This window comes from Citrobacter sp. VF227 (assembly GCF_052950715.1).
Genome location: NZ_JBRFVF010000007.1, coordinates 175,785 through 194,799, shown reverse-complemented (window position 1 = coordinate 194,799; position 19,015 = coordinate 175,785). Strand labels below are relative to the sequence as shown.

The following is a 19,015-nucleotide window of genomic DNA, read 5'->3' as shown; positions in this document are numbered from 1 at the left end:
ATTAAACTTCGTAATGAATTACGTATGTTCACTCAGAGACTTGGTATTCATTTTTCGTCTTGCGACGTTAAGAATCCGTATCTTCGAGTGCCCACACAGATTGTCTGATAAATTGTTAAAGAGCAGTGCCGCTTCGCTTTTTCTCAGCGGCGCGGGGTGTGCATATTACGCCATCCCGCTACGAAGTCAAGCATTTAATTGTGCTTTCTTCGCCGAAGTTCTCAGTGGAACCCCGCTGACCCGGCGGCTTGTAATCCGTTGTTCCGTGTCAGTGGAGGCGCATTATAGGGAGTTATTTGAGGCTGACAAGTTAAAAATACAAAAAACTTATCAAGCGATTACTTTTCAATCGATCACTCTGTTTTTGCCTGGTTATTAAACAAAAACGAGCCCCGCAGGGCCCGTTTATGGTCATTTAGTGACTTACTGCACTGCCACAATGCGATCGTCGTTAACTTCCAGGCGAATCGTTTTGCCAGGAATCAGCTCACCAGACAGGATTTGCTGAGCCAGCGGGTTTTCGATCTGTTGCTGGATAGCGCGTTTCAATGGACGTGCGCCATATACTGGATCGTAACCATTCGCGCTCAGCAGTTTAAGCGCCTCGTCAGAGATGTGAATTTCATAACCACGCTCTTCCAGACGTTTATACAGACGCTGCAGCTGGATCTGAGCAATAGAAGCAATGTGCTGCTCACCCAACGGATGGAATACAACGACCTCATCTATACGGTTGATGAATTCCGGACGGAAGTTATGGCTCACAACGCCCAGCACCATATCCTTCATGTGGCCATAATCCAGCTCCCCGAAGCGTTCCTGAATCAGGTCCGATCCCAGGTTTGAGGTCATGATGACAACCGTGTTACGGAAATCGACCGTTCTCCCCTGCCCGTCAGTCAGACGACCATCGTCAAGCACCTGCAACAGGATGTTGAACACATCCGGATGCGCTTTCTCCACTTCATCGAGCAGGATGACAGAGTAAGGACGACGGCGTACCGCTTCCGTCAGATACCCACCTTCCTCATAGCCGACATATCCCGGAGGCGCCCCGACCAGACGAGAGACAGAGTGTTTCTCCATAAACTCGGACATATCGATACGCACCATTGCGTCGTCGCTGTCGAACATAAAATTAGCCAGCGCCTTACACAGTTCGGTTTTACCGACACCGGTTGGGCCAAGGAACAGGAATGAACCAATCGGACGATTCGGGTCGGACAACCCTGCACGGCTACGACGGATGGCGTTAGAAACCGCTTCCACCGCTTCATTCTGGCCAATCACGCGGCTGTGCAGTTCCTGCTCCATACGTAACAGTTTTTCCCGCTCGCCTTCCAGCATGCGGGCAACCGGGATCCCGGTCCAGCGCGCCAGCACTTCTGCAATTTCTGCATCCGTCACTTTATTACGCAGCAGACGCATGGTTTTGCCTTCAGACTGGGTGGCGGCTTCGAGCTGTTTTTCCAGTTCAGGAATTTTGCCATACTGCAGTTCGGACATCCGCGCCAGATCGCCGACACGACGCGCCTGTTCAATGGCGATTTTCGCCTGTTCCAGCTCAGCCTTGATAGTTTGCGTTCCAGAAAGGGAAGCTTTTTCAGCTTTCCACTCTTCTTCTAACTCAGAATACTGGCGCTCTTTATCATCCAGCTCTTCGTTGAGCATATCGAGACGTTTTTTACTCGCCTCATCAGACTCTTTCATTAATGCCTGCTGTTCCAGTTTGAGCTGGATAATACGGCGGTCGAGTCTGTCGAGTTCCTCCGGCTTGGAGTCAATCTGCATACGAATGCTGGATGCCGCTTCGTCAATGAGGTCGATAGCTTTATCAGGCAACTGACGATCGGCAATATAGCGGTGAGACAGCGTAGCTGCCGCGACAATCGCCGGGTCAGTAATCTGCACGTGGTGGTGCAGCTCATAACGCTCTTTCAGACCACGCAAAATCGCGATGGTATCTTCTACTGAAGGTTCGGCCACAAACACTTTCTGGAAACGACGTTCCAGCGCAGCATCTTTTTCGATGTACTGGCGATACTCATCAAGCGTTGTTGCGCCTACACAGTGCAGTTCCCCACGTGCCAGTGCAGGTTTCAGCATATTTCCGGCGTCCATTGCGCCATCGGCTTTACCCGCCCCAACCATGGTGTGTAACTCATCAATAAACAGGATGACATTGCCTTCCTGTTTAGAAAGATCGTTCAGCACACCTTTTAAGCGTTCTTCAAACTCACCACGATATTTGGCTCCAGCCACCAGCGCACCCATATCCAGCGCCAGCACACGGCGGCCTTTTAAGCCTTCCGGCACTTCACCATTGATGATGCGTTGAGCCAGCCCTTCAACAATCGCGGTTTTACCGACCCCGGGCTCACCGATTAACACCGGGTTGTTTTTAGTACGACGCTGCAGCACCTGAATGGTGCGGCGAATTTCTTCATCACGACCGATAACCGGATCGAGTTTGCCCTGCTCGGCACGTTCGGTCAGATCGACGGTATATTTTTTCAAGGCCTGACGTTGGTCTTCAGCCCCCTGGTCATTCACGCTTTCACCTCCACGCATTTGTTCAATTGCCTGAGTGATATTGGCGGTCGTCGCGCCTGCTGATTTTAATAAATCGGTCAGCGTACCGCGTGACTCAAGCGCTGCCAGAACGAACAGTTCTGACGAAATAAAGTTGTCCCCACGTTTTTGCGCCAGCTTGTCGCAAAGATTCAGAACACGCACCAGATCCTGAGAAGGCTGCACATCACCACCGGTACCTTCTACCTGCGGCAAACGGCTCAACGCCTGGTCAATAGCTGTACGTAACTGGCCAGCATTAATGCCAGCGGACGTTAATAAAGGACGTACCGATCCCCCTTCCTGATTCAGCAAGGCGCTCATTAGATGAAGTGGTTCGATGAATTGATTGTCGTGCCCCAATGCGAGTGACTGGGCATCGGCAAGAGCAAGCTGGAATTTATTGGTAAGACGATCCAGACGCATAACTCCTCCCATAACAGGTCAAAATTGCTACTGGAGATTAAATGAGGTCATCCCTCAATTATTCAAGGTTAATGACCTGAATTATGTGAAAAGAAAATTACACGTACCGGATCGTCTTGATTCTTTAGGTTATATCAGCCAAATAAAACTTGCCATACGCCCCGTGGTATTGTCGCGACGATAAGAGAAGAACGTCTCACTTTCGCTGAAGGTGCAACGGTCGCCGCCGTAAAGGTTCTCCACACCGACATTTGCCAGACGTTGGCGCGCAAGCTGATAGATATCCGCCAGATATTTGTCATCACGCGGGACAAATGCGATGTCCGCTTGCGGATCTTTCTCCATAAACGCTTCGCGGACTTCTGCTCCCACTTCAAACGCGTCCGGGCCAATCGCAGGGCCTAGCCAGGCGATAATGTTTTCAGGTTTGTCGGCAAAACACGCCACCGTCTCTTCCAGCACACCTGCGCATAATCCTCGCCAACCCGCATGGGCCGCCGCAACCTCCGTTCCTGCGCGATTGCAAAACAGCACCGGCAAACAGTCAGCCGTCATCACCGCACACACGGTGCCCGGCATGTTGCTGTATGAAGCATCTGCACGTTTGGAGGCGTAAGGCTCGCCAGTCAGTTTCAGAACGTCCTTACCGTGGACCTGTTCCAGCCAGACGGGTTTTGCAGGCAGATTGCCCGCAGCAAACAGCCGCATGCGGTTCTCCTCAACATGCTCCGGGTTATCACCGCAATGGGCACCCAGATTCAGCGAATCGTAAGGCGACATACTGACACCGCCAATACGAGTAGAACTACACGCCGCGACACCCTGCGGTATCGGCCACTGCGGGACAATTAGCTTACTCATAGCCAGGCAATATCATCCTTATGTTCTTCGAAATCAGCACGCATCACTTCAATCAACTGCACCATATCTTGTGGAATTGGCGCGTGCCATTCCATTTCGATACCGGAAATTGGATGATACAAACGCAGCATGGTCGCGTGCAGCGCCTGACGATCGAACTTACGCAATACGGAGATAAATTCGTCAGAAGCGCCTTTCGGTGGACGCGGACGACCGCCGTAGACCTGATCGCCCACCAGCGGATGGGTGATATGCGCCATGTGCACGCGGATCTGGTGCGTACGTCCGGTTTCCAGACGCAACCGCAGACGCGTGTGCACACGGAAGTGTTCCATGATGCGATAGTGCGTCACCGCAGGTTTCCCCATCGGGTGTACCGCCATGTGCGTACGCTTAGTCGGGTGACGGCTAATCGGCTCCTCAACGGTTCCGCCTGCCGTCATGTGACCAATCGCCACGGCTTCGTACTCACGGGTAATTTCACGCAGCTGCAGCGACTCCACCAGTCGCGTTTGCGCAGGAACGGTTTTTGCCACCACCATTAATCCCGTCGTGTCTTTATCCAGACGGTGCACAATACCGGCACGAGGAACATCCGCGATCGGCGGGTAGTAATGCAGCAATGCATTCAAGACCGTGCCATCAGGATTACCGGCGCCCGGATGCACCACGAGATCACGGGGTTTGTTGATGACAAGAATGTCGTCATCTTCATAAACGATATCCAGCGGGATATCCTGAGGTTCAAAACGCACCTCTTCGTCAATTTCTGCATTGATGGAGACGCGTTCTCCACCCAACACTTTTTCTTTCGGTTTATCGCAAAGATTGCCATTTACCAGCACGCGCTGATCAAGGATCCATTCTTTTATGCGCGATCGTGAATAATCAGGGAACAATTCGGCCAAAGCCTGATCTAAGCGTTGACCGAGCTGATTTTCGGAGACTGTTGCGGTGAGTTCTACTCGTTGTGCCATAAACTGCTTCTTCGTTTAACGTTGGGTTTTACGGCTTTGCCGTTTAATATAGTGTGCTATTGTAGCTGGTCTTAACCGGGAGCAGGAACAGAGAATCTCCCGTAATACATTTTGAGGAAAGTCAAAACGTCATGACGCGCATGAAATATCTGGTGGCAGCAGCCACGTTGAGCCTGTTTTTGGCGGGTTGCTCTGGTTCAAAGGAAGAGGTGCCCGATAATCCGCCAAATGAAATCTACGCGACTGCTCAGCAAAAGCTGCAGGACGGTAACTGGAAACAGGCAATAACGCAATTGGAAGCGTTGGATAACCGTTATCCATTTGGACCGTATTCTCAGCAGGTGCAATTAGATCTCATCTACGCCTACTACAAAAACGCCGATCTGCCGCTTGCTCAGGCTGCCATCGATCGTTTTATCCGTCTTAATCCGACACACCCTAACATTGATTATGTCATGTATATGCGTGGCCTGACCAATATGGCGTTGGACGATAGCGCACTGCAAGGGTTCTTTGGTGTTGATCGCAGCGATCGCGATCCGCAACACGCCCGAGCTGCGTTTAATGACTTTTCCAAACTGGTACGTGGCTATCCGAACAGCCAGTACACTACTGACGCCACCAAACGTCTGGTATTCCTGAAGGACCGTCTGGCGAAGTATGAATACTCCGTTGCGCAATACTACACTGCCCGCGGAGCATGGGTCGCTGTGGTAAACCGTGTGGAAGGTATGCTACGCGACTACCCTGATACTCAGGCAACACGTGATGCTCTGCCGTTAATGGAAAAAGCTTATCGCCAGATGCAGATGAATGCGCAGGCAGAAAAAGTAGCGAAAATCATTGCCGCTAACAGCAGCAATACCTGATTTACCTCAGAATGCAAAACGGCAGCCCTTGGGCTGCCGTTTTTTTATCCGTTAACGCCACAACTGAAGCGGTTTAGCTGCAACGCATCTCATCAAATATGGCCTGCTTTCTGGTATTCCTCAAGTAAAATATCGCCTGTTCCTGCTGTGCCTCACAAAAAGGTTTTCTTGACAAAAAGCGACAAAATAATGTGATTTAAATCACACATTTTGACATTAGGAACGGTATGCTGGAATCACCAAGACGGGAAAGACAAGAGGTAAAATTTATGACAATGAACATTACCAGTAAACAAATGGAAATTACTCCGGCAATTCGCCAGCATGTCGCAGACCGTCTCGCCAAACTTGAAAAATGGCAAACTCATCTGATTAATCCACATATCATTCTGTCTAAGGAGCCACAGGGTTTCATTGCTGATGCCACCATCAATACACCGAACGGACATCTGGTCGCCAGCGCAAAACACGAGGATATGTACACCGCAATTAACGATTTGATCAACAAGCTGGAACGGCAGCTCAATAAAGTGCAGCACAAAGGCGAAGCCCGTCGTGCAACAGCTTCAGTAAAAGACGCCAACTTCGTCGAAGCAGAAGAAGAGTAGTCCCTTACATTGAGTGTATCGCCAACGCGCCTTCGGGCGCGTTTTTTGTTGACATGGTGAAAACAGTACGGGTACTTTACTGATATAGCCAAAGGAAAATTACATGAAACTTGTCCCGTTCTTCTTCGCATTCTTTTTTACCTTCCCCTGAATGGGAGGCGTTTCGTCGTGTGATAAAGAATGCGAAGACGAACAATAAGGCCTCCCACCACGGGGGGCCTTTTTTATTGATAACAAGAAAGGCAACACTATGACATCGGAAAACCCATTGCTGGCGCTGCGCGATAAGATCAGCACGCTGGATGAAAAATTACTGGCCCTGCTGGCTGAGCGACGTGGACTGGCCGTAGAAGTTGGCAAAGCAAAACTGCTTTCGCATCGTCCGGTTCGTGATATCGACCGTGAGCGCGACCTGTTAGACCGCCTGATTCAGCTTGGCAAAGCACATCATCTTGATGCTCATTATATTACTCGCCTGTTCCAGCTGATTATCGAAGACTCCGTCCTGACACAACAGGCACTGCTCCAGCAGCATCTGAACAAAATCAATCCGCACTCTGCGCGCGTAGCCTTCCTCGGCCCAAAGGGTTCATATTCTCACCTCGCCGCCCGTCAGTATGCCGCCCGCCACTTTGAACAATTTATTGAAAGCGGCTGCGCAAAATTTGCCGATATCTTTAATCAGGTTGAAACCGGACAAGCTGACTACGCGGTGGTTCCGATTGAAAACACCAGTTCCGGCGGGATTAACGACGTTTACGACCTGCTACAACACACCAGCCTGTCTATCGTTGGCGAGATGACCATCACAATTGACCACTGTGTGTTGGTATCCGGCACAACGGATCTCGAGACTATTGAAACGGTTTACAGCCATCCGCAGCCGTTCCAGCAGTGCAGCAAATTTCTGAGTCGCCATCCACACTGGAAGATTGAGTACACCGAAAGTACCTCTGCGGCAATGGAAAAAGTTGCGCAGGCTAACTCGCCGCGCGTGGCGGCTCTGGGGAGCGAAGCCGGAGGCGTACTGTATGGTTTGCAGGTTCTTGAGCACATTGAAGCTAACCAGACGCAAAACATCACCCGCTTCGTGGTACTGGCGCGCAAAGCAATCAATGTTTCTGACCAGGTTCCGGCAAAAACCACGCTGCTGATGGCGACAGGACAACAGGCGGGTGCGCTGGTTGAAGCGCTGCTGGTATTGCGCAACCATAATCTGATTATGACCAAACTGGAGTCACGCCCAATTCACGGCAATCCGTGGGAAGAGATGTTTTACCTGGATATTCAGGCCAACCTGGAATCGCCTCAGATGCAAAAAGCATTGAAGGAACTGGGTGAGATTACGCGTTCGATGAAAGTACTTGGCTGCTATCCAAGTGAAAATGTGGTGCCGGTCGATCCGAGCTAACGTTTTATAATGCCGGATAGCGCTAAGATTATCCGGCATTCTATTTACTGGCGGCTATCGTTAGCCTGGCGCAACAACGTACGGCTTTCGCTCTGAAAGCGCTGAGCGTAATCGCCAAACCAGTGCTCCACCTTACGGAAGCTGTCGATAAACGCTTGCTTATCGCCCTGCTCCAGTAAACCGATCGCCTCACCAAAACGTTGGTAGTAGCGTTTGATCAGCGCAAGGTTGCTCTCAGACGACATAATAATATCAGCATAGAGCTGCGGATCCTGGGCAAACAGACGTCCTACCATCGCCAGCTCAAGGCGGTAAATCGGCGAAGAGAGCGCCAGCAACTGTTCCAGTTGAACATTCTCTTCCGCTAGATGCAGACCGTAAGCAAAAGTCGCAAAGTGACGTAGTGCCTGAATAAACGCCATATTCTGGTCGTGTTCAACGGCGCTGATCCGATGCAACCGCGCCCCCCACACCTGAATCTGTTCGAGAAACCACTGATAAGCTTCCGGCTGACGTCCGTCACACCAGACGACGACCTGCTTGGCCAGACTGCCGCTGTCCGGACCAAACATCGGATGCAATCCCACCACCGGGCCATCGTGCGCCGCCAGCATCGCCTGCAAAGGACCATTTTTCACCGAAGCCAGATCCACCAGGATACAGTCAGAAGGCAGGCGCGGTAATTTGGCGATCACCTGCTCGGTGACGTGGATCGGCACACTGACGATCACCATGCCGGCATCAGAGACGATCTCCGGCGCGCGATCCCAGTCCTGCTGTTCCAGGATCCGCACCTGGTAACCTGACAAGGTGAGCATTTTTTCGAACAGACGTCCCATCTGACCACCGCCACCGACGATCACCACCGGGCGCAGAGAAGGACAAAGTGTTTTAAACCCTTTGTCATTTTCGCTGGAGTAGGACTCACGCATAACCCGACGCAACACATCTTCAATCAGGTCCGGTGGCACGCCCAGAGCTTCCGCCTCTGCCCGGCGGGAGGCCAGCATAGAGGCTTCCCGCTCCGGTACGTAGATCGGCAGCCCAAAGCGGCTTTTTACTTCACCGACTTCGGCAACCAACTCCAGGCGGCGTGCCAGTAAGTCCAGCAACGCCTTGTCGACTTCATCAATTTGATCGCGTAATGCGGTCAATTCAGCAACCATAACCAACCTCTTATGCTACACGCGCCGACAGCTGACCGTTTAAATCCTGGCTAATTTCACGCAACAGCGCATCCGTCATTTCCCAGCTAATACAGGCATCGGTTACGGACACGCCGTATTTCATTTCGCTGCGCGGCTGTTCAGAAGACTGGTTGCCTTCGTGAATATTACTTTCGATCATCAAGCCAATGATCGAGCGATTGCCATCTTTGATTTGTGCAATCACAGATTCAGCCACGGCAGGCTGGCGGCGGTAATCTTTATTGGAGTTACCATGACTGCAATCTACCATCAGAGAAGGTCGTAGTCCCGCCTGCTCCATCTCTTTTTCGCACTGGGCGACATCTGCCGGACTGTAGTTCGGCGCTTTACCACCACGCAGGATCACGTGACCGTCCGGATTCCCCTGAGTTTGCAACAGCGCAACCTGCCCGGCCTGATTAATACCAACAAAGCGGTGCGACTGTGCCGCCGCTCGCATGGCATTAATGGCGGTCGCAAGACTACCGTCAGTACCATTCTTAAAGCCGACCGGCATGGAAAGACCGGAAGCCATTTCGCGGTGAGTCTGCGATTCCGTGGTACGGGCTCCGATTGCGGACCAGCTAAACAGATCGCCCAGGTATTGCGGACTATTTGGATCCAGCGCTTCAGTTGCCAGCGGCAGTCCCATATTCACCAGTTCAAGCAGCAGTTGACGCGCAATTTTCAGTCCTGCTTCAACATCAAAAGAGCCATCCATGTGAGGATCGTTAATTAACCCTTTCCAGCCGACGGTGGTACGGGGTTTTTCAAAATAGACGCGCATCACCAGGTAGAGGCTATCGCTGACCTCTGCGGCAAGGGCTTTAAATCGACGAGCGTACTCAATAGCCATTTCAGGATCGTGAATGGAGCATGGACCACATACCACCAGCAAACGCGGATCGCGACCGGAGATAATATCTGAAATGATTTTACGCGACTGGGAGATTTGCGCTTCTTGCGCCTGGCTCAGCGGAAATTCAGCTTTCAGCTGCTCCGGAGTCATCAGAACCTGTTCGTCGGTAATATGTACGTTGTTCAGCGCGTCTTTTTGCATGATGGTGATCCTGTTTAGCTCGTTTGCGATAGTTAATCCTCAGCGAGGAGGAAATAACGATACCACAACAGGTAAAGATTTCAATCCACAATCCGTAAATTTTAATTTACAACACGCAATTTATCAGCAGAAAAAGCCGCTAAGAGCGTACAATTAAATTTACACCATTCAATATTCAAATCCGCTATGCTTAAAAAAACAAGGGAGCACGGGCAATGAAGCAACTCATCAGCACCTTATTTCTATTCCTTCTTAGCGGTTGTCAAATAGATCCCTATACCCACGCCCCCACCTGGACAGGGACCGACTGGTACGATGCCGGTATACAAGATGCCATTTCGGGCTATGCCGTTAAAGATAATGAAACTCTTGCCGACAACTTCAATGATCCCGACGTCGATCGTACGAAATATCTTAAGGGTTTCGCCGAGGGGCAACGTAAAATCTGCCAGCAGGATTTTGTTTACGCCAGGGGGCTGGCCGGGAAAACCTTTCCCCAAAGTTGTGATACGGTCGAAAATGTAGACCAGTTACATAATGCCTGGCAAAAAGGATCAAATGAAGGCTCCGCCTCAATAAGATTAAATTAAACAATGAGTTAAACTTTACAATCAACTAGGATTTAACTTAAATCACCAGCAGCTTTATCCCTGGAATAATGACGACTTAGGAAAATAATGTTATTTTGTCCTAAACAATTTTGAATGTATTTCGACGCTTTACGGCAAATGCTGGTAGGTAACTATTCATGAGCTATTCTTACCGACTCATACTTCTACTGGCACTGCTCCTGACCGGGTTACCGCTGTACGCCCAAAGCATTACAGAAGAAGCAAAATCTGTACGTGCTATGGTTTCCGGTATCGTTAGTTATACACGCTGGCCTGCACTTTCCGGGCCGCCCAAACTGTGTATTTTCTCTTCATCGCGTTTTTCCAGTGTTCTGGAAGATACCAGTACTGGGGCATTACCCTATCTTCCCGTCATCATTCGTACGGAACAAGAAATATTAGTTTCGCAGTGTGACGGTTTTTATTTTGGAAAAGAATCACCTACTTATCAGGTGGAATTAAAGAATAAATATCCGACTAAGGCATTGTTATTAATTGCCGAACAGAATCCCGAATGCGTTATTGGCAGCGCCTTTTGCCTCATAATTAAAGATGAAGATGTGAGATTTTCCGTAAATATGGATTCCCTTTCACGCAGTGGCGTAAGGGTCAGTCCAGACGTATTGATGCTTGCACGGAATAATAAGCATGGATAAGGGCCATTCTCCTGTAACACGCCCGACGTTTAAGCGGACATTACGGCGTATCAGCATAATCAGTGTCCTGGTGACGATGACGTTGATCTGGTTGCTGCTCAGCATTTCTTCCGTGCTGGCATTGAGACAGTATGCGCAAAAGAACCTGGATTTGACCGCAGCCACCATGACCCGTACGCTTGAAGCTGCGCTCGTTTTTTCTGATAGCGTCGCGGCAACGGAAACGCTGGCTGCACTGGGCCAGCAAGGGCAATTTTCCGTTGCGGAAGTTCGTAATAAAAACCAAAAGGCGATCGCCACCTGGCGTTATAACGCGCAGGACACCACGGAGAAGATCAGCGGACTGATCAGCTACTGGCTGTTCCCACAACCGGTCACTAAGCCTATTTTGCATAATGGCAACGTCATCGGCGAAGTACGATTGACCGCGCGCGATAGCGTCATTAGTCATTTCATTTATTTGTCGCTGGCCGTTCTTACCGGGTGCATTCTGTTGGCATCAGGCATTGCATTAATGCTCACTCGCTATTTACACAATGGCGTCGTGGAAGCCCTGCAAAATATAACTGAAGTGGTACATGATGTTCGTACCAACCGTAATTTTTCACGACGTGTATCCGAAGAGCGCATTGAAGAGTTTCATCTTTTTGCCCAGGATTTTAATAGTCTGCTGGACGAGATGGAGGAGTGGCAACTTCGACTGCAGGCAAAGAACGCTCAGCTTTTGCGTACTGCACTCCATGATCCTCTGACGGGCCTGGCGAATCGAGCCGCATTTCGTAGCAGTATTAACGCGCTGATGAATGACGATGTCACCCACAGCAGTTCCGCATTGTTATTTCTTGATGGTGATAATTTTAAATTTATTAATGATACCTGGGGCCACGCTGCGGGGGATCGGGTTCTGATTGAAGTCGCAAAAAGGCTGTCCGAGTTTGGCGGTAATCGACATTCGCCATACAGACTTGGCGGCGACGAGTTCGCGATGGTGCTATATAGCGTTCATTCTGAATATGAGGTTCAGCGGATCTGTGCGGCACTTTCACAAGAGTTTGACCGACCTTTTGACCTGCATAATGGTCATTTAGCAAGCATGACACTCAGTATCGGTTTTGCGCTGACGTGGGAACATGCCTCTGCCGAGAAATTACAAGAACTTGCCGATCAAAATATGTATCAGGCCAAACATATGCGTTCTGAACGCACTATTATTAAATAAGGAATCACACACATGCTAAAACGCTTATTATCCCCATTTCTTTTGCTTTTACTGGTTGTGGCAGGCTGTCAGGCTCCTCAGGGAAAATTTACCCCAGAGCAAATTGCAGCCATGAAATCGTACGGATTTACTGAAGCTTCCGGAGACTGGTCTCTTGGCCTGTCTGACAACATCCTGTTTGATAAAAACGACTACAAGCTCCGCCCCGAAAGCGAAAAACAGATCCAGGAAATGGCTTCCAAACTGGCTGCTACCGGGCTTAACCATGCGCGCCTGGACGGTCATACCGATAACTACGGCGAAGACAGTTACAACGAAGCTCTGTCGCTCAAACGCGCGAATGTGGTTGCCGATGCCTGGGCACAGGGCGCCAATATTCCCCGCGCCAACCTGACAACTCAGGGGCTTGGGAAGAAATACCCGATCGCAAGCAACCAGACGTCAAAAGGTCGTGCTGAAAACCGTCGCGTTGCAGTCGTGATCTCGACGCCGTAATGAATATTCAACTGACTGCGCGCCGCGCAGTCATCTAATAACAAAAAACAAATGAATAAAGGTCGGAATAAAAAAAGGGCCAGCCTTTCGGCCAGCCCTTTTCTAACAGGATGTCGCTTGCGCGAATCTTAGTTAAGACGCTCTTTGATACGAGCAGACTTACCAGTGCGCTCACGCAGGTAGTACAGTTTAGCTTTACGAACAGCACCACGACGTTTAACAGCAATGCTGTCAACTACCGGAGAGTGAGTCTGGAAGACACGCTCAACGCCTTCGCCGTTGGAAATTTTACGAACAGTGAATGCAGAGTGCAGACCGCGGTTACGAATAGCGATAACCACGCCCTCGAATGCCTGCAGACGTTTTTTGGAACCTTCAACAACCCATACTTTCACTTCCACGGTATCACCCGGACGGAAGGAAGGTACGTCCTGCTTCATCTGTTCTTGTTCAAGTTGCTTAATAATGTTGCTCATAATTTAATCTCTTATCCTGGGTAAACTGATATTGGGGGCTTACGCCTGCCCATCATGTTTATGTTGCTGTTGCGCGTGTTCCTTTTTGAACTCCGCCAGCAACCTTGCTTGCTCTTCAGTCAGAGCCAGGTTTTCCAGAAGTTCAGGTCTTCTAAGCCAGGTCCGGCCCAGCGACTGCTTCAAACGCCAGCGACGTATCTCAGCATGGTTTCCTGACAGTAACACTGCCGGTACTTCCATCTGCTCTAACACTTCAGGTCGGGTATAGTGTGGGCAATCCAGCAATCCATCAGCAAACGAATCTTCGATTGCTGAAGCCTCATGACCCAGAACCCCCGGAATAAACCGGGAAACGGAGTCTATCAGCGTCATTGCTGGTAACTCACCACCGCTGAGGACGTAATCGCCGATTGACCATTCTTCGTCAATTTCGGTTTGAATCACGCGCTCATCTATTCCTTCATAGCGACCACACACCAGAATCAGCTTTTGATTCGTGGCCAGTTCGCTAACGCCCGCTTGATCAAGCTTGCGTCCCTGAGGTGAGAGATAAATCACCTTTGCGCCTTCACCAGCCGCAGCTTTCGCTGCATGAATGGCGTCCCGTAAGGGTTGCACCATCATTAACATCCCCGGTCCGCCGCCGTAAGGACGATCGTCCACGGTACGGTGCCGGTCATGAGTAAAGTCACGAGGACTCCAGCTCTGGATGTTTAGCAGGCCATTTTTTACTGCCCGGCCAGTTACCCCGTAATCGGTAATTGCGCGGAACATTTCTGGAAACAGGCTAACGATACCTATAAACACAAGCCAATCCCCATAACGCCGACTTTTACCGTTTATCCGGTGGTTTAAAAACCAGGATCCCAATCTACTTCGATAGTTCGAGTAGCGAGATCGACTTTCTTGATAACCTGCCCATCGAGGAACGGCACAAGACGTTCCTTGATACCAAACGCATCTTTCAGGTTTGCCTTGATGACGATGACGTCATTCGAACCGGTTTCCATCATATCGACGACTTTACCGAGATCGTAGCCTTCAGTGGTCACTACCTGGCAGCCCATAAGGTCTTTCCAGTAGTAAGAACCATCTTCCAGCGCTGGCAACTGCGAGGAATCCACGACAATTTCGCAATTAGTCAGTAGATTCGCCGAATCACGATCGTCAACGCCTTTCAGCTTGATGATCAGATCCTGATTGTGGTGCTTCCAGCTTTCCAGCTGTACTTGCTGCCACTGACCCGCCTTCTGGATAAACCAGGGCTGATAGTCAAAAATGCTTTCGGCGTCTTCAGTGGAAGAAAACACTCTGAGCCAACCACGGATACCGTAAGAAGACCCCATTTTCCCCAAAACAATGGGTTCCACAGGAGCCTGTGCGGCGAGTTGCTTGCTCATCATGACCACCGTGACAGATTAAGCTGCTTTGTTTGCTGCTTTGATCAGCGTAGCTACGCGATCAGAAATAGTCGCGCCCTGGCCAACCCAGTGAGCGATGCGATCCAGATCCAGGCGAGTGCCTTCTTCTTTTTCGCTAGCGATTGGGTTAAAGAAGCCAACGCGCTCGATGAAGCGACCGTTGCGTGCATTACGGCTGTCGGTAACAACAACCTGGTAGAACGGACGCTTTTTAGCGCCGTGACGAGCTAAACGAATAGTAACCATAACATCCTCTTGTGTGAATAAAACACCCAGGCCCCATCGAGGAACGGAGCCCGGGTGTCATATTAAAAGCCCGAAAATTTTACTGATTTCTGGGGAAAATGCAATCAGCAGTTGATAACTCTGCTATAAAAGGCCGTCGGCAGTGCCGTCAGCCTCCGGAGCGTACACGCAGTACGTGAGCATTTACTCGCTCCGCTCGCCCTTCGGGCCGCCCTAAAGGGCGTTCAAAACACTACAGTGTTTTGTTGAGCACACTCCGGTGTCAAAATGGCAAATAAGGTAGCCCGATATATTTATCTACCGGGGAAGCCGGGCGGCATCATCCCCTTCATACCACGCATCATCTTAGCCATACCGCCCTTCTTCATTTTCTTCATCATGCGCTGCATGTCGTCGAACTGTTTCAGAAGGCGGTTTACGTCCTGTACCTGCATACCGCAACCAGCAGCAATACGGCGTTTACGGGAACCTTTGATGATTTCTGGCTTAGCGCGTTCTTTCATCGTCATCGAGTTGATGATGGCTTCCATACGCACCAGCACTTTATCGTCCATTTGCGATTTCACGTTGTCAGGGATCTGACCCATGCCCGGTAGCTTGCCCATCAGACTTGCCATACCGCCCATGTTTTTCATCTGGTTGAGCTGCTCAAGGAAATCGTTGAGATCGAAGCCATCGCCTTTTTTCAGCTTGCTGGCTAATTTCTCGGCCTGCGCGCGATCAACTTTGCTTTCGATATCTTCGATAAGCGACAGCACGTCGCCCATGCCGAGAATACGTGAAGCAATCCTGTCCGGATGGAACGGCTCCAGTGCTTCAGTTTTCTCCCCGACGCCGAGGAATTTAATCGGCTTGCCGGTGATGTGGCGAATAGAGAGCGCGGCACCGCCACGGGCATCACCATCAACTTTAGTCAGCACCACACCGGTTAACGGCAGCGCTTCGTTAAAGGCTTTGGCGGTATTTGCAGCATCCTGACCGGTCATGGCATCGACCACAAACAGCGTTTCTACCGGCTTGATAGAAGCGTGAACCTGTTTGATTTCGTCCATCATCGCTTCATCAACGTGCAAACGACCGGCGGTATCCACCAGCAGCACGTCGTAGAATTTGAGTTTGGCTTCTTTCAGCGCGGCGTTAACGATATCAACCGGCTTCTGGCCGACATCCGACGGGAAGAAGTCCACACAGACCTGCTCGGCCAGCGTTTCCAGCTGTTTGATCGCCGCCGGGCGATACACGTCTGCGGAAACCACCAGCACTTTCTTCTTGTGTTTCTCACGCAGGAACTTACCCAGCTTACCGACGCTGGTGGTTTTACCCGCCCCCTGCAGGCCCGCCATCAGCACAACGGCTGGCGGCTGTGCAGCCAGATTCAGGGTCTGGTTTTCTTCGCCCATTGCCGCAACCAGTTCGTTACGGACAATCTTGACGAACTCCTGACCCGGCGTCAGGCTTTTGTTAACTTCATGACCAACCGCTTTCTCTTTTACGCGATTGATAAACTCACGCACTACCGGCAGCGCTACGTCAGCCTCCAGCAGCGCCATGCGCACTTCGCGCAGCGTTTCTTTAACGTTGTCTTCAGTAAGGCGTCCACGGCCACTGATATTGCGCAGCGTGCGCGACAAACGATCGGTTAAATTATCAAACATTGTCTCTCGCCTGGGGTGGAAACGGTCGGTCGCGACAGCGACACATCAACAGAAATTTGTCGCAGTATAACATGAAGCCGCCTTTGTTGTTATGCAACGGTTGGAGCAGCGGTCACGTAACGCTATACTGCTTTTCTTTATCACTGGCCAACTGTCGACACCTATATGCCCGTTTTTGCTCTGCTCGCCCTTGTCGCCTACTCAGTCAGCCTTGCGCTGATTATTCCCGCTCTGCTGCAAAAAAACAGCGGCTGGCGGCGTATGGCTATTCTCTCTGCGGTCGTCGCGCTGGTGTGCCATGCTGTCGCTCTGGAAGCACGTATTCTACCCGGCGGTGAAAGCGGACAAAACCTGAGTCTGCTGAACGTTGGCTCGCTGGTGAGTCTGATGATCTGTACCGTGATGACCATCGTCGCGTCGCGCAATCGCGGCTGGCTATTGCTGCCCATTGTCTACGCCTTTGCGCTAATCAATCTCGCCTTTGCCACGTTTATGCCTAACGAGTTCATCACCCATCTCGAAGCTACGCCGGGCATGATGATTCACATCGGGCTGTCGCTGTTCGCTTATGCCACGCTGATTATCGCCGCGCTCTATGCGCTACAGCTGGCATGGATTGACTACCAGTTAAAAAACAAAAAATTGGCCTTCAGCAATGAAATGCCACCGCTGATGAGTATTGAGCGGAAAATGTTTCATATCACCCAAATCGGCGTGGTTCTGCTGACGCTCACCCTGTGCACCGGCCTGTTTTACATGCACAACCTGTTCAGCACGGAGAACATTGATAAAGCCGTCCTCTCTATCGTGGCATGGTTTGTCTATATCGTTCTGTTGTGGGGGCATTACCATGAAGGCTGGCGCGGACGTCGCGTCGTATGGTTTAACGTCGCAGGCGCAGGCATTCTGACGCTGGCCTATTTCGGCAGCCGTATCCTGCAGCAGTTCGTGAGTTAAATCTTTAAGGAACCCTACGTGGAACACATCTCCACCACCACACTCATTGTCACGCTTCTCATCATGGTGGTCATATCCGCCTATTTTTCCGGTTCTGAAACCGGAATGATGACCCTGAATCGCTACCGTCTACGTCATCGGGCCAAGCAGGGAAATCGTCAGGCGAAACGCGTTGAAAAGTTACTGCGCAAGCCGGACCGTCTGATAAGTCTGGTACTCATCGGGAATAACCTGGTGAATATTCTGGCCTCCGCGCTCGGTACCATTGTCGGTATGCGCCTGTATGGCGATGCGGGCGTCGCCATTGCCACCGGGGTATTGACGTTTGTAGTGCTGATATTTGCCGAAGTACTGCCAAAGACCATTGCCGCGCTTTATCCGGAAAAAGTCGCCTATCCAAGCAGCGTCCTGCTGGCCCCACTGCAGATTCTGATGATGCCGTTGGTCTGGCTACTCAATACCATCACGCGGCTGCTAATGCGCATGATGGGCATCAAAACGGATATCGTGGTGAGCGGTTCGTTGAGCAAAGATGAACTGCGAACGCTGGTGAATGAATCGCGCTCGCAAATTTCACGCCGTAACCAGGATATGCTGCTGTCCGTGCTGGATCTGGAAAAAGTCAGCGTCGATGACATCATGATCCCGCGTAACGAAATCATCGGTATTGATATTAACGATGACTGGAAGTCTATCGTACGTCAGCTTTCGCACTCTCCGCACGGCCGCATTGTGCTGTACCGAGACTCGCTGGACGATGCTATCAGTATGCTGCGCGTGCGTGAGGCCTGGCGATTAATGGCAGAAAAAAAAGAGTTCACCAAAGAGACCATGTTACGCGCCGCCGACGAAATCTATTACGTCCCGGAAGGTACACCGCTTAGCACCCAGCTCATTAAGTTTCAGCGAAATAAAAAGAAAGTGGGTCTGGTCGTTAATGAATATGGCGATATTCAGGGACTGGTCACGGTTGAGGATATACTGGAAGAGATTGTCGGCGACTTCACCACCTCAATGTCACCCACGCTTGCCGAAGAAGTAACGCCGCAAAATGATGGCTCAGTGATCATTGACGGCAGCGCCAACGTTCGTGAAATCAATAAGGCGTTTAACTGGCACCTGCCGGAAGATGACGCCCGGACCGTGAATGGTATTATTCTTGAAGCACTGGAAGAGATCCCGGTTGCCGGTACGCGTGTGCGTATTGGGCAGTATGATATCGATATTCTCGACGTCCAGGACAATATGATTAAGCAGGTGCAGGTCTTGCCGGTCAAACCGCTACGGGAAAGCGTGTCGGATCAGTGAG

21 protein-coding genes and 1 other annotated feature are annotated in these 19,015 nt (G+C 50.7%); of the genes, 11 read left to right on the top strand and 10 right to left on the bottom strand.

Annotated features, from left to right (window positions below):
* Positions 1-379, top strand: a 379-nt coding sequence (locus tag ACU8YC_RS19850) for a hypothetical protein (protein WP_446895672.1), incomplete at its 5' end; no start/stop codon positions are given.
* 44 nt (positions 380-423) lie between these two features.
* Here the strand turns inward: ACU8YC_RS19850 and clpB are convergent.
* The 3 genes from clpB to rluD form a co-directional block, all read right to left on the bottom strand.
* A complete protein-coding gene (gene clpB / locus ACU8YC_RS19845) occupies positions 424-2,997 on the bottom strand; it encodes an ATP-dependent chaperone ClpB (protein ID WP_187253035.1) in 2,574 nt (857 codons plus the stop codon).
* Between the two features lie 129 nt (positions 2,998-3,126).
* Entirely contained in the window at positions 3,127-3,858 is a 732-nt protein-coding gene (gene yfiH, locus ACU8YC_RS19840) for a purine nucleoside phosphorylase YfiH (RefSeq protein ID WP_151218105.1), read from the bottom strand.
* Positions 3,855-4,835 carry a 23S rRNA pseudouridine(1911/1915/1917) synthase RluD gene (rluD, locus tag ACU8YC_RS19835; protein WP_003031246.1) on the bottom strand — a complete coding sequence of 327 codons (981 nt, stop codon included), beginning with the start codon at positions 4,833-4,835 and terminating at the stop codon, positions 3,855-3,857. The genes yfiH and rluD overlap by 4 nt, the downstream gene beginning before the upstream one ends.
* 131 nt (positions 4,836-4,966) lie before the next feature.
* Between rluD and bamD the strand changes: the two genes are divergently transcribed.
* The 4 genes from bamD to pheA all read left to right on the top strand — a co-directional run bounded on the left by bamD (position 4,967) and on the right by pheA (position 7,723).
* Entirely contained in the window at positions 4,967-5,704 is a 738-nt protein-coding gene (gene bamD, locus ACU8YC_RS19830; RefSeq protein WP_151218106.1) for an outer membrane protein assembly factor BamD, read from the top strand.
* A gap of 269 nt (positions 5,705-5,973) precedes the next feature.
* Positions 5,974-6,312 carry a ribosome-associated translation inhibitor RaiA gene (raiA, locus tag ACU8YC_RS19825; RefSeq protein ID WP_151218107.1) on the top strand — a complete coding sequence of 113 codons (339 nt, stop codon included), beginning with the start codon at positions 5,974-5,976 and terminating at the stop codon, positions 6,310-6,312.
* A 102-nt stretch (positions 6,313-6,414) separates the two neighbouring features.
* Positions 6,415-6,540 (top strand) — a sequence feature (Phe leader region).
* Positions 6,416-6,463: a pheA operon leader peptide PheL gene (pheL, locus tag ACU8YC_RS19820; protein WP_100250063.1), complete on the top strand. Its 48-nt coding sequence runs from the start codon at positions 6,416-6,418 to the stop codon at positions 6,461-6,463. It overlaps the preceding feature by 48 nt.
* 22 nt (positions 6,541-6,562) lie before the next feature.
* Positions 6,563-7,723 carry a bifunctional chorismate mutase/prephenate dehydratase gene (gene pheA / locus ACU8YC_RS19815; protein ID WP_003031243.1) on the top strand — a complete coding sequence of 387 codons (1,161 nt, stop codon included), beginning with the start codon at positions 6,563-6,565 and terminating at the stop codon, positions 7,721-7,723.
* 44 nt (positions 7,724-7,767) lie between these two features.
* Here the strand turns inward: pheA and tyrA are convergent, their stop codons facing one another.
* Together tyrA and aroF are read right to left on the bottom strand one after the other, a co-directional pair.
* Positions 7,768-8,889 (bottom strand): bifunctional chorismate mutase/prephenate dehydrogenase, encoded by a 1,122-nt coding sequence (gene tyrA, locus ACU8YC_RS19810; protein ID WP_151218108.1) that lies wholly within the window; start codon positions 8,887-8,889, stop codon positions 7,768-7,770.
* A gap of 10 nt (positions 8,890-8,899) precedes the next feature.
* Positions 8,900-9,970 (bottom strand): 3-deoxy-7-phosphoheptulonate synthase, encoded by a 1,071-nt coding sequence (gene aroF, locus ACU8YC_RS19805; protein WP_210905266.1) that lies wholly within the window; start codon positions 9,968-9,970, stop codon positions 8,900-8,902.
* Positions 9,971-10,185: 215 nt separating this feature from the next.
* On the opposite strand from aroF, the gene ACU8YC_RS19800 reads away from it, so the two are divergent.
* The 4 genes from ACU8YC_RS19800 (at position 10,186) to ACU8YC_RS19785 (ending at position 12,951) form a co-directional block, all read left to right on the top strand.
* The gene (locus tag ACU8YC_RS19800; protein WP_151223949.1) at positions 10,186-10,560 is read left to right on the top strand and encodes a DUF2799 domain-containing protein; all 375 of its coding nucleotides are present in this window, start codon (positions 10,186-10,188) and stop codon (positions 10,558-10,560) included.
* Between the two features lie 158 nt (positions 10,561-10,718).
* Complete coding sequence (locus tag ACU8YC_RS19795) at positions 10,719-11,237, top strand: YfiR family protein (protein ID WP_151218111.1); 519 nt, start codon at positions 10,719-10,721, stop codon at positions 11,235-11,237.
* Positions 11,230-12,456, top strand: a complete 1,227-nt coding sequence (gene dgcN / locus ACU8YC_RS19790; protein ID WP_446895671.1) for a diguanylate cyclase DgcN — start codon at positions 11,230-11,232, stop codon at positions 12,454-12,456. Before ACU8YC_RS19795 ends, dgcN begins: the two co-directional genes overlap by 8 nt.
* Before the next feature lie 12 nt (positions 12,457-12,468).
* On the top strand, positions 12,469-12,951 hold the full coding sequence (locus ACU8YC_RS19785; RefSeq protein WP_151218113.1) for an OmpA family protein: 483 nt from the start codon (positions 12,469-12,471) through the stop codon (positions 12,949-12,951).
* A gap of 128 nt (positions 12,952-13,079) precedes the next feature.
* On the opposite strand, the gene rplS is transcribed toward ACU8YC_RS19785, so the two are convergent.
* The 5 genes from rplS to ffh all read right to left on the bottom strand — a co-directional run bounded on the left by rplS (position 13,080) and on the right by ffh (position 16,749).
* On the bottom strand, positions 13,080-13,427 hold the full coding sequence (gene rplS, locus ACU8YC_RS19780) for a 50S ribosomal protein L19 (RefSeq protein ID WP_002914145.1): 348 nt from the start codon (positions 13,425-13,427) through the stop codon (positions 13,080-13,082).
* A gap of 39 nt (positions 13,428-13,466) precedes the next feature.
* Positions 13,467-14,234, bottom strand: coding sequence for a tRNA (guanosine(37)-N1)-methyltransferase TrmD (gene trmD / locus ACU8YC_RS19775; protein WP_003031232.1), 768 nt, complete (start codon positions 14,232-14,234; stop codon positions 13,467-13,469).
* A 44-nt stretch (positions 14,235-14,278) separates the two neighbouring features.
* On the bottom strand, positions 14,279-14,827 hold the full coding sequence (gene rimM, locus ACU8YC_RS19770; RefSeq protein ID WP_003031230.1) for a ribosome maturation factor RimM: 549 nt from the start codon (positions 14,825-14,827) through the stop codon (positions 14,279-14,281).
* A gap of 18 nt (positions 14,828-14,845) precedes the next feature.
* Entirely contained in the window at positions 14,846-15,094 is a 249-nt protein-coding gene (rpsP, locus tag ACU8YC_RS19765) for a 30S ribosomal protein S16 (protein ID WP_003031228.1), read from the bottom strand.
* 293 nt (positions 15,095-15,387) lie between these two features.
* Positions 15,388-16,749 (bottom strand): signal recognition particle protein, encoded by a 1,362-nt coding sequence (gene ffh, locus ACU8YC_RS19760; protein WP_286537482.1) that lies wholly within the window; start codon positions 16,747-16,749, stop codon positions 15,388-15,390.
* 165 nt (positions 16,750-16,914) lie between these two features.
* On the opposite strand from ffh, the gene ACU8YC_RS19755 reads away from it, so the two are divergent.
* Both ACU8YC_RS19755 and ACU8YC_RS19750 read left to right on the top strand, forming a co-directional pair.
* Positions 16,915-17,706, top strand: a complete 792-nt coding sequence (locus ACU8YC_RS19755; protein ID WP_151218114.1) for a cytochrome C assembly family protein — start codon at positions 16,915-16,917, stop codon at positions 17,704-17,706.
* 18 nt (positions 17,707-17,724) lie between these two features.
* On the top strand, positions 17,725-19,014 hold the full coding sequence (locus ACU8YC_RS19750) for an HlyC/CorC family transporter (RefSeq protein WP_187253037.1): 1,290 nt from the start codon (positions 17,725-17,727) through the stop codon (positions 19,012-19,014).
* Position 19,015: the final 1 nt, after the last annotated feature.

Excerpts from the sequence above, each read along its gene's own strand:
- clpB (WP_187253035.1), bottom strand. The coding sequence starts at position 2,997 with ATGCGTCTGGATCGTCTTACCAATAAATTCCAGCTTGCTCTTGCCGAT.
- yfiH (WP_151218105.1), bottom strand. The coding sequence starts at position 3,858 with ATGAGTAAGCTAATTGTCCCGCAGTGGCCGATACCGCAGGGTGTCGCG.
- rluD (WP_003031246.1), bottom strand. The coding sequence starts at position 4,835 with ATGGCACAACGAGTAGAACTCACCGCAACAGTCTCCGAAAATCAGCTC.
- bamD (WP_151218106.1), top strand. The coding sequence starts at position 4,967 with ATGACGCGCATGAAATATCTGGTGGCAGCAGCCACGTTGAGCCTGTTT.
- raiA (WP_151218107.1), top strand. The coding sequence starts at position 5,974 with ATGACAATGAACATTACCAGTAAACAAATGGAAATTACTCCGGCAATT.
- pheA (WP_003031243.1), top strand. The coding sequence starts at position 6,563 with ATGACATCGGAAAACCCATTGCTGGCGCTGCGCGATAAGATCAGCACG.
- tyrA (WP_151218108.1), bottom strand. The coding sequence starts at position 8,889 with ATGGTTGCTGAATTGACCGCATTACGCGATCAAATTGATGAAGTCGAC.
- aroF (WP_210905266.1), bottom strand. The coding sequence starts at position 9,970 with ATGCAAAAAGACGCGCTGAACAACGTACATATTACCGACGAACAGGTT.
- ACU8YC_RS19800 (WP_151223949.1), top strand. The coding sequence starts at position 10,186 with ATGAAGCAACTCATCAGCACCTTATTTCTATTCCTTCTTAGCGGTTGT.
- ACU8YC_RS19795 (WP_151218111.1), top strand. The coding sequence starts at position 10,719 with ATGAGCTATTCTTACCGACTCATACTTCTACTGGCACTGCTCCTGACC.
- dgcN (WP_446895671.1), top strand. The coding sequence starts at position 11,230 with ATGGATAAGGGCCATTCTCCTGTAACACGCCCGACGTTTAAGCGGACA.
- ACU8YC_RS19785 (WP_151218113.1), top strand. The coding sequence starts at position 12,469 with ATGCTAAAACGCTTATTATCCCCATTTCTTTTGCTTTTACTGGTTGTG.
- rplS (WP_002914145.1), bottom strand. The coding sequence starts at position 13,427 with ATGAGCAACATTATTAAGCAACTTGAACAAGAACAGATGAAGCAGGAC.
- rimM (WP_003031230.1), bottom strand. The coding sequence starts at position 14,827 with ATGAGCAAGCAACTCGCCGCACAGGCTCCTGTGGAACCCATTGTTTTG.
- rpsP (WP_003031228.1), bottom strand. The coding sequence starts at position 15,094 with ATGGTTACTATTCGTTTAGCTCGTCACGGCGCTAAAAAGCGTCCGTTC.
- ffh (WP_286537482.1), bottom strand. The coding sequence starts at position 16,749 with ATGTTTGATAATTTAACCGATCGTTTGTCGCGCACGCTGCGCAATATC.
- ACU8YC_RS19755 (WP_151218114.1), top strand. The coding sequence starts at position 16,915 with ATGCCCGTTTTTGCTCTGCTCGCCCTTGTCGCCTACTCAGTCAGCCTT.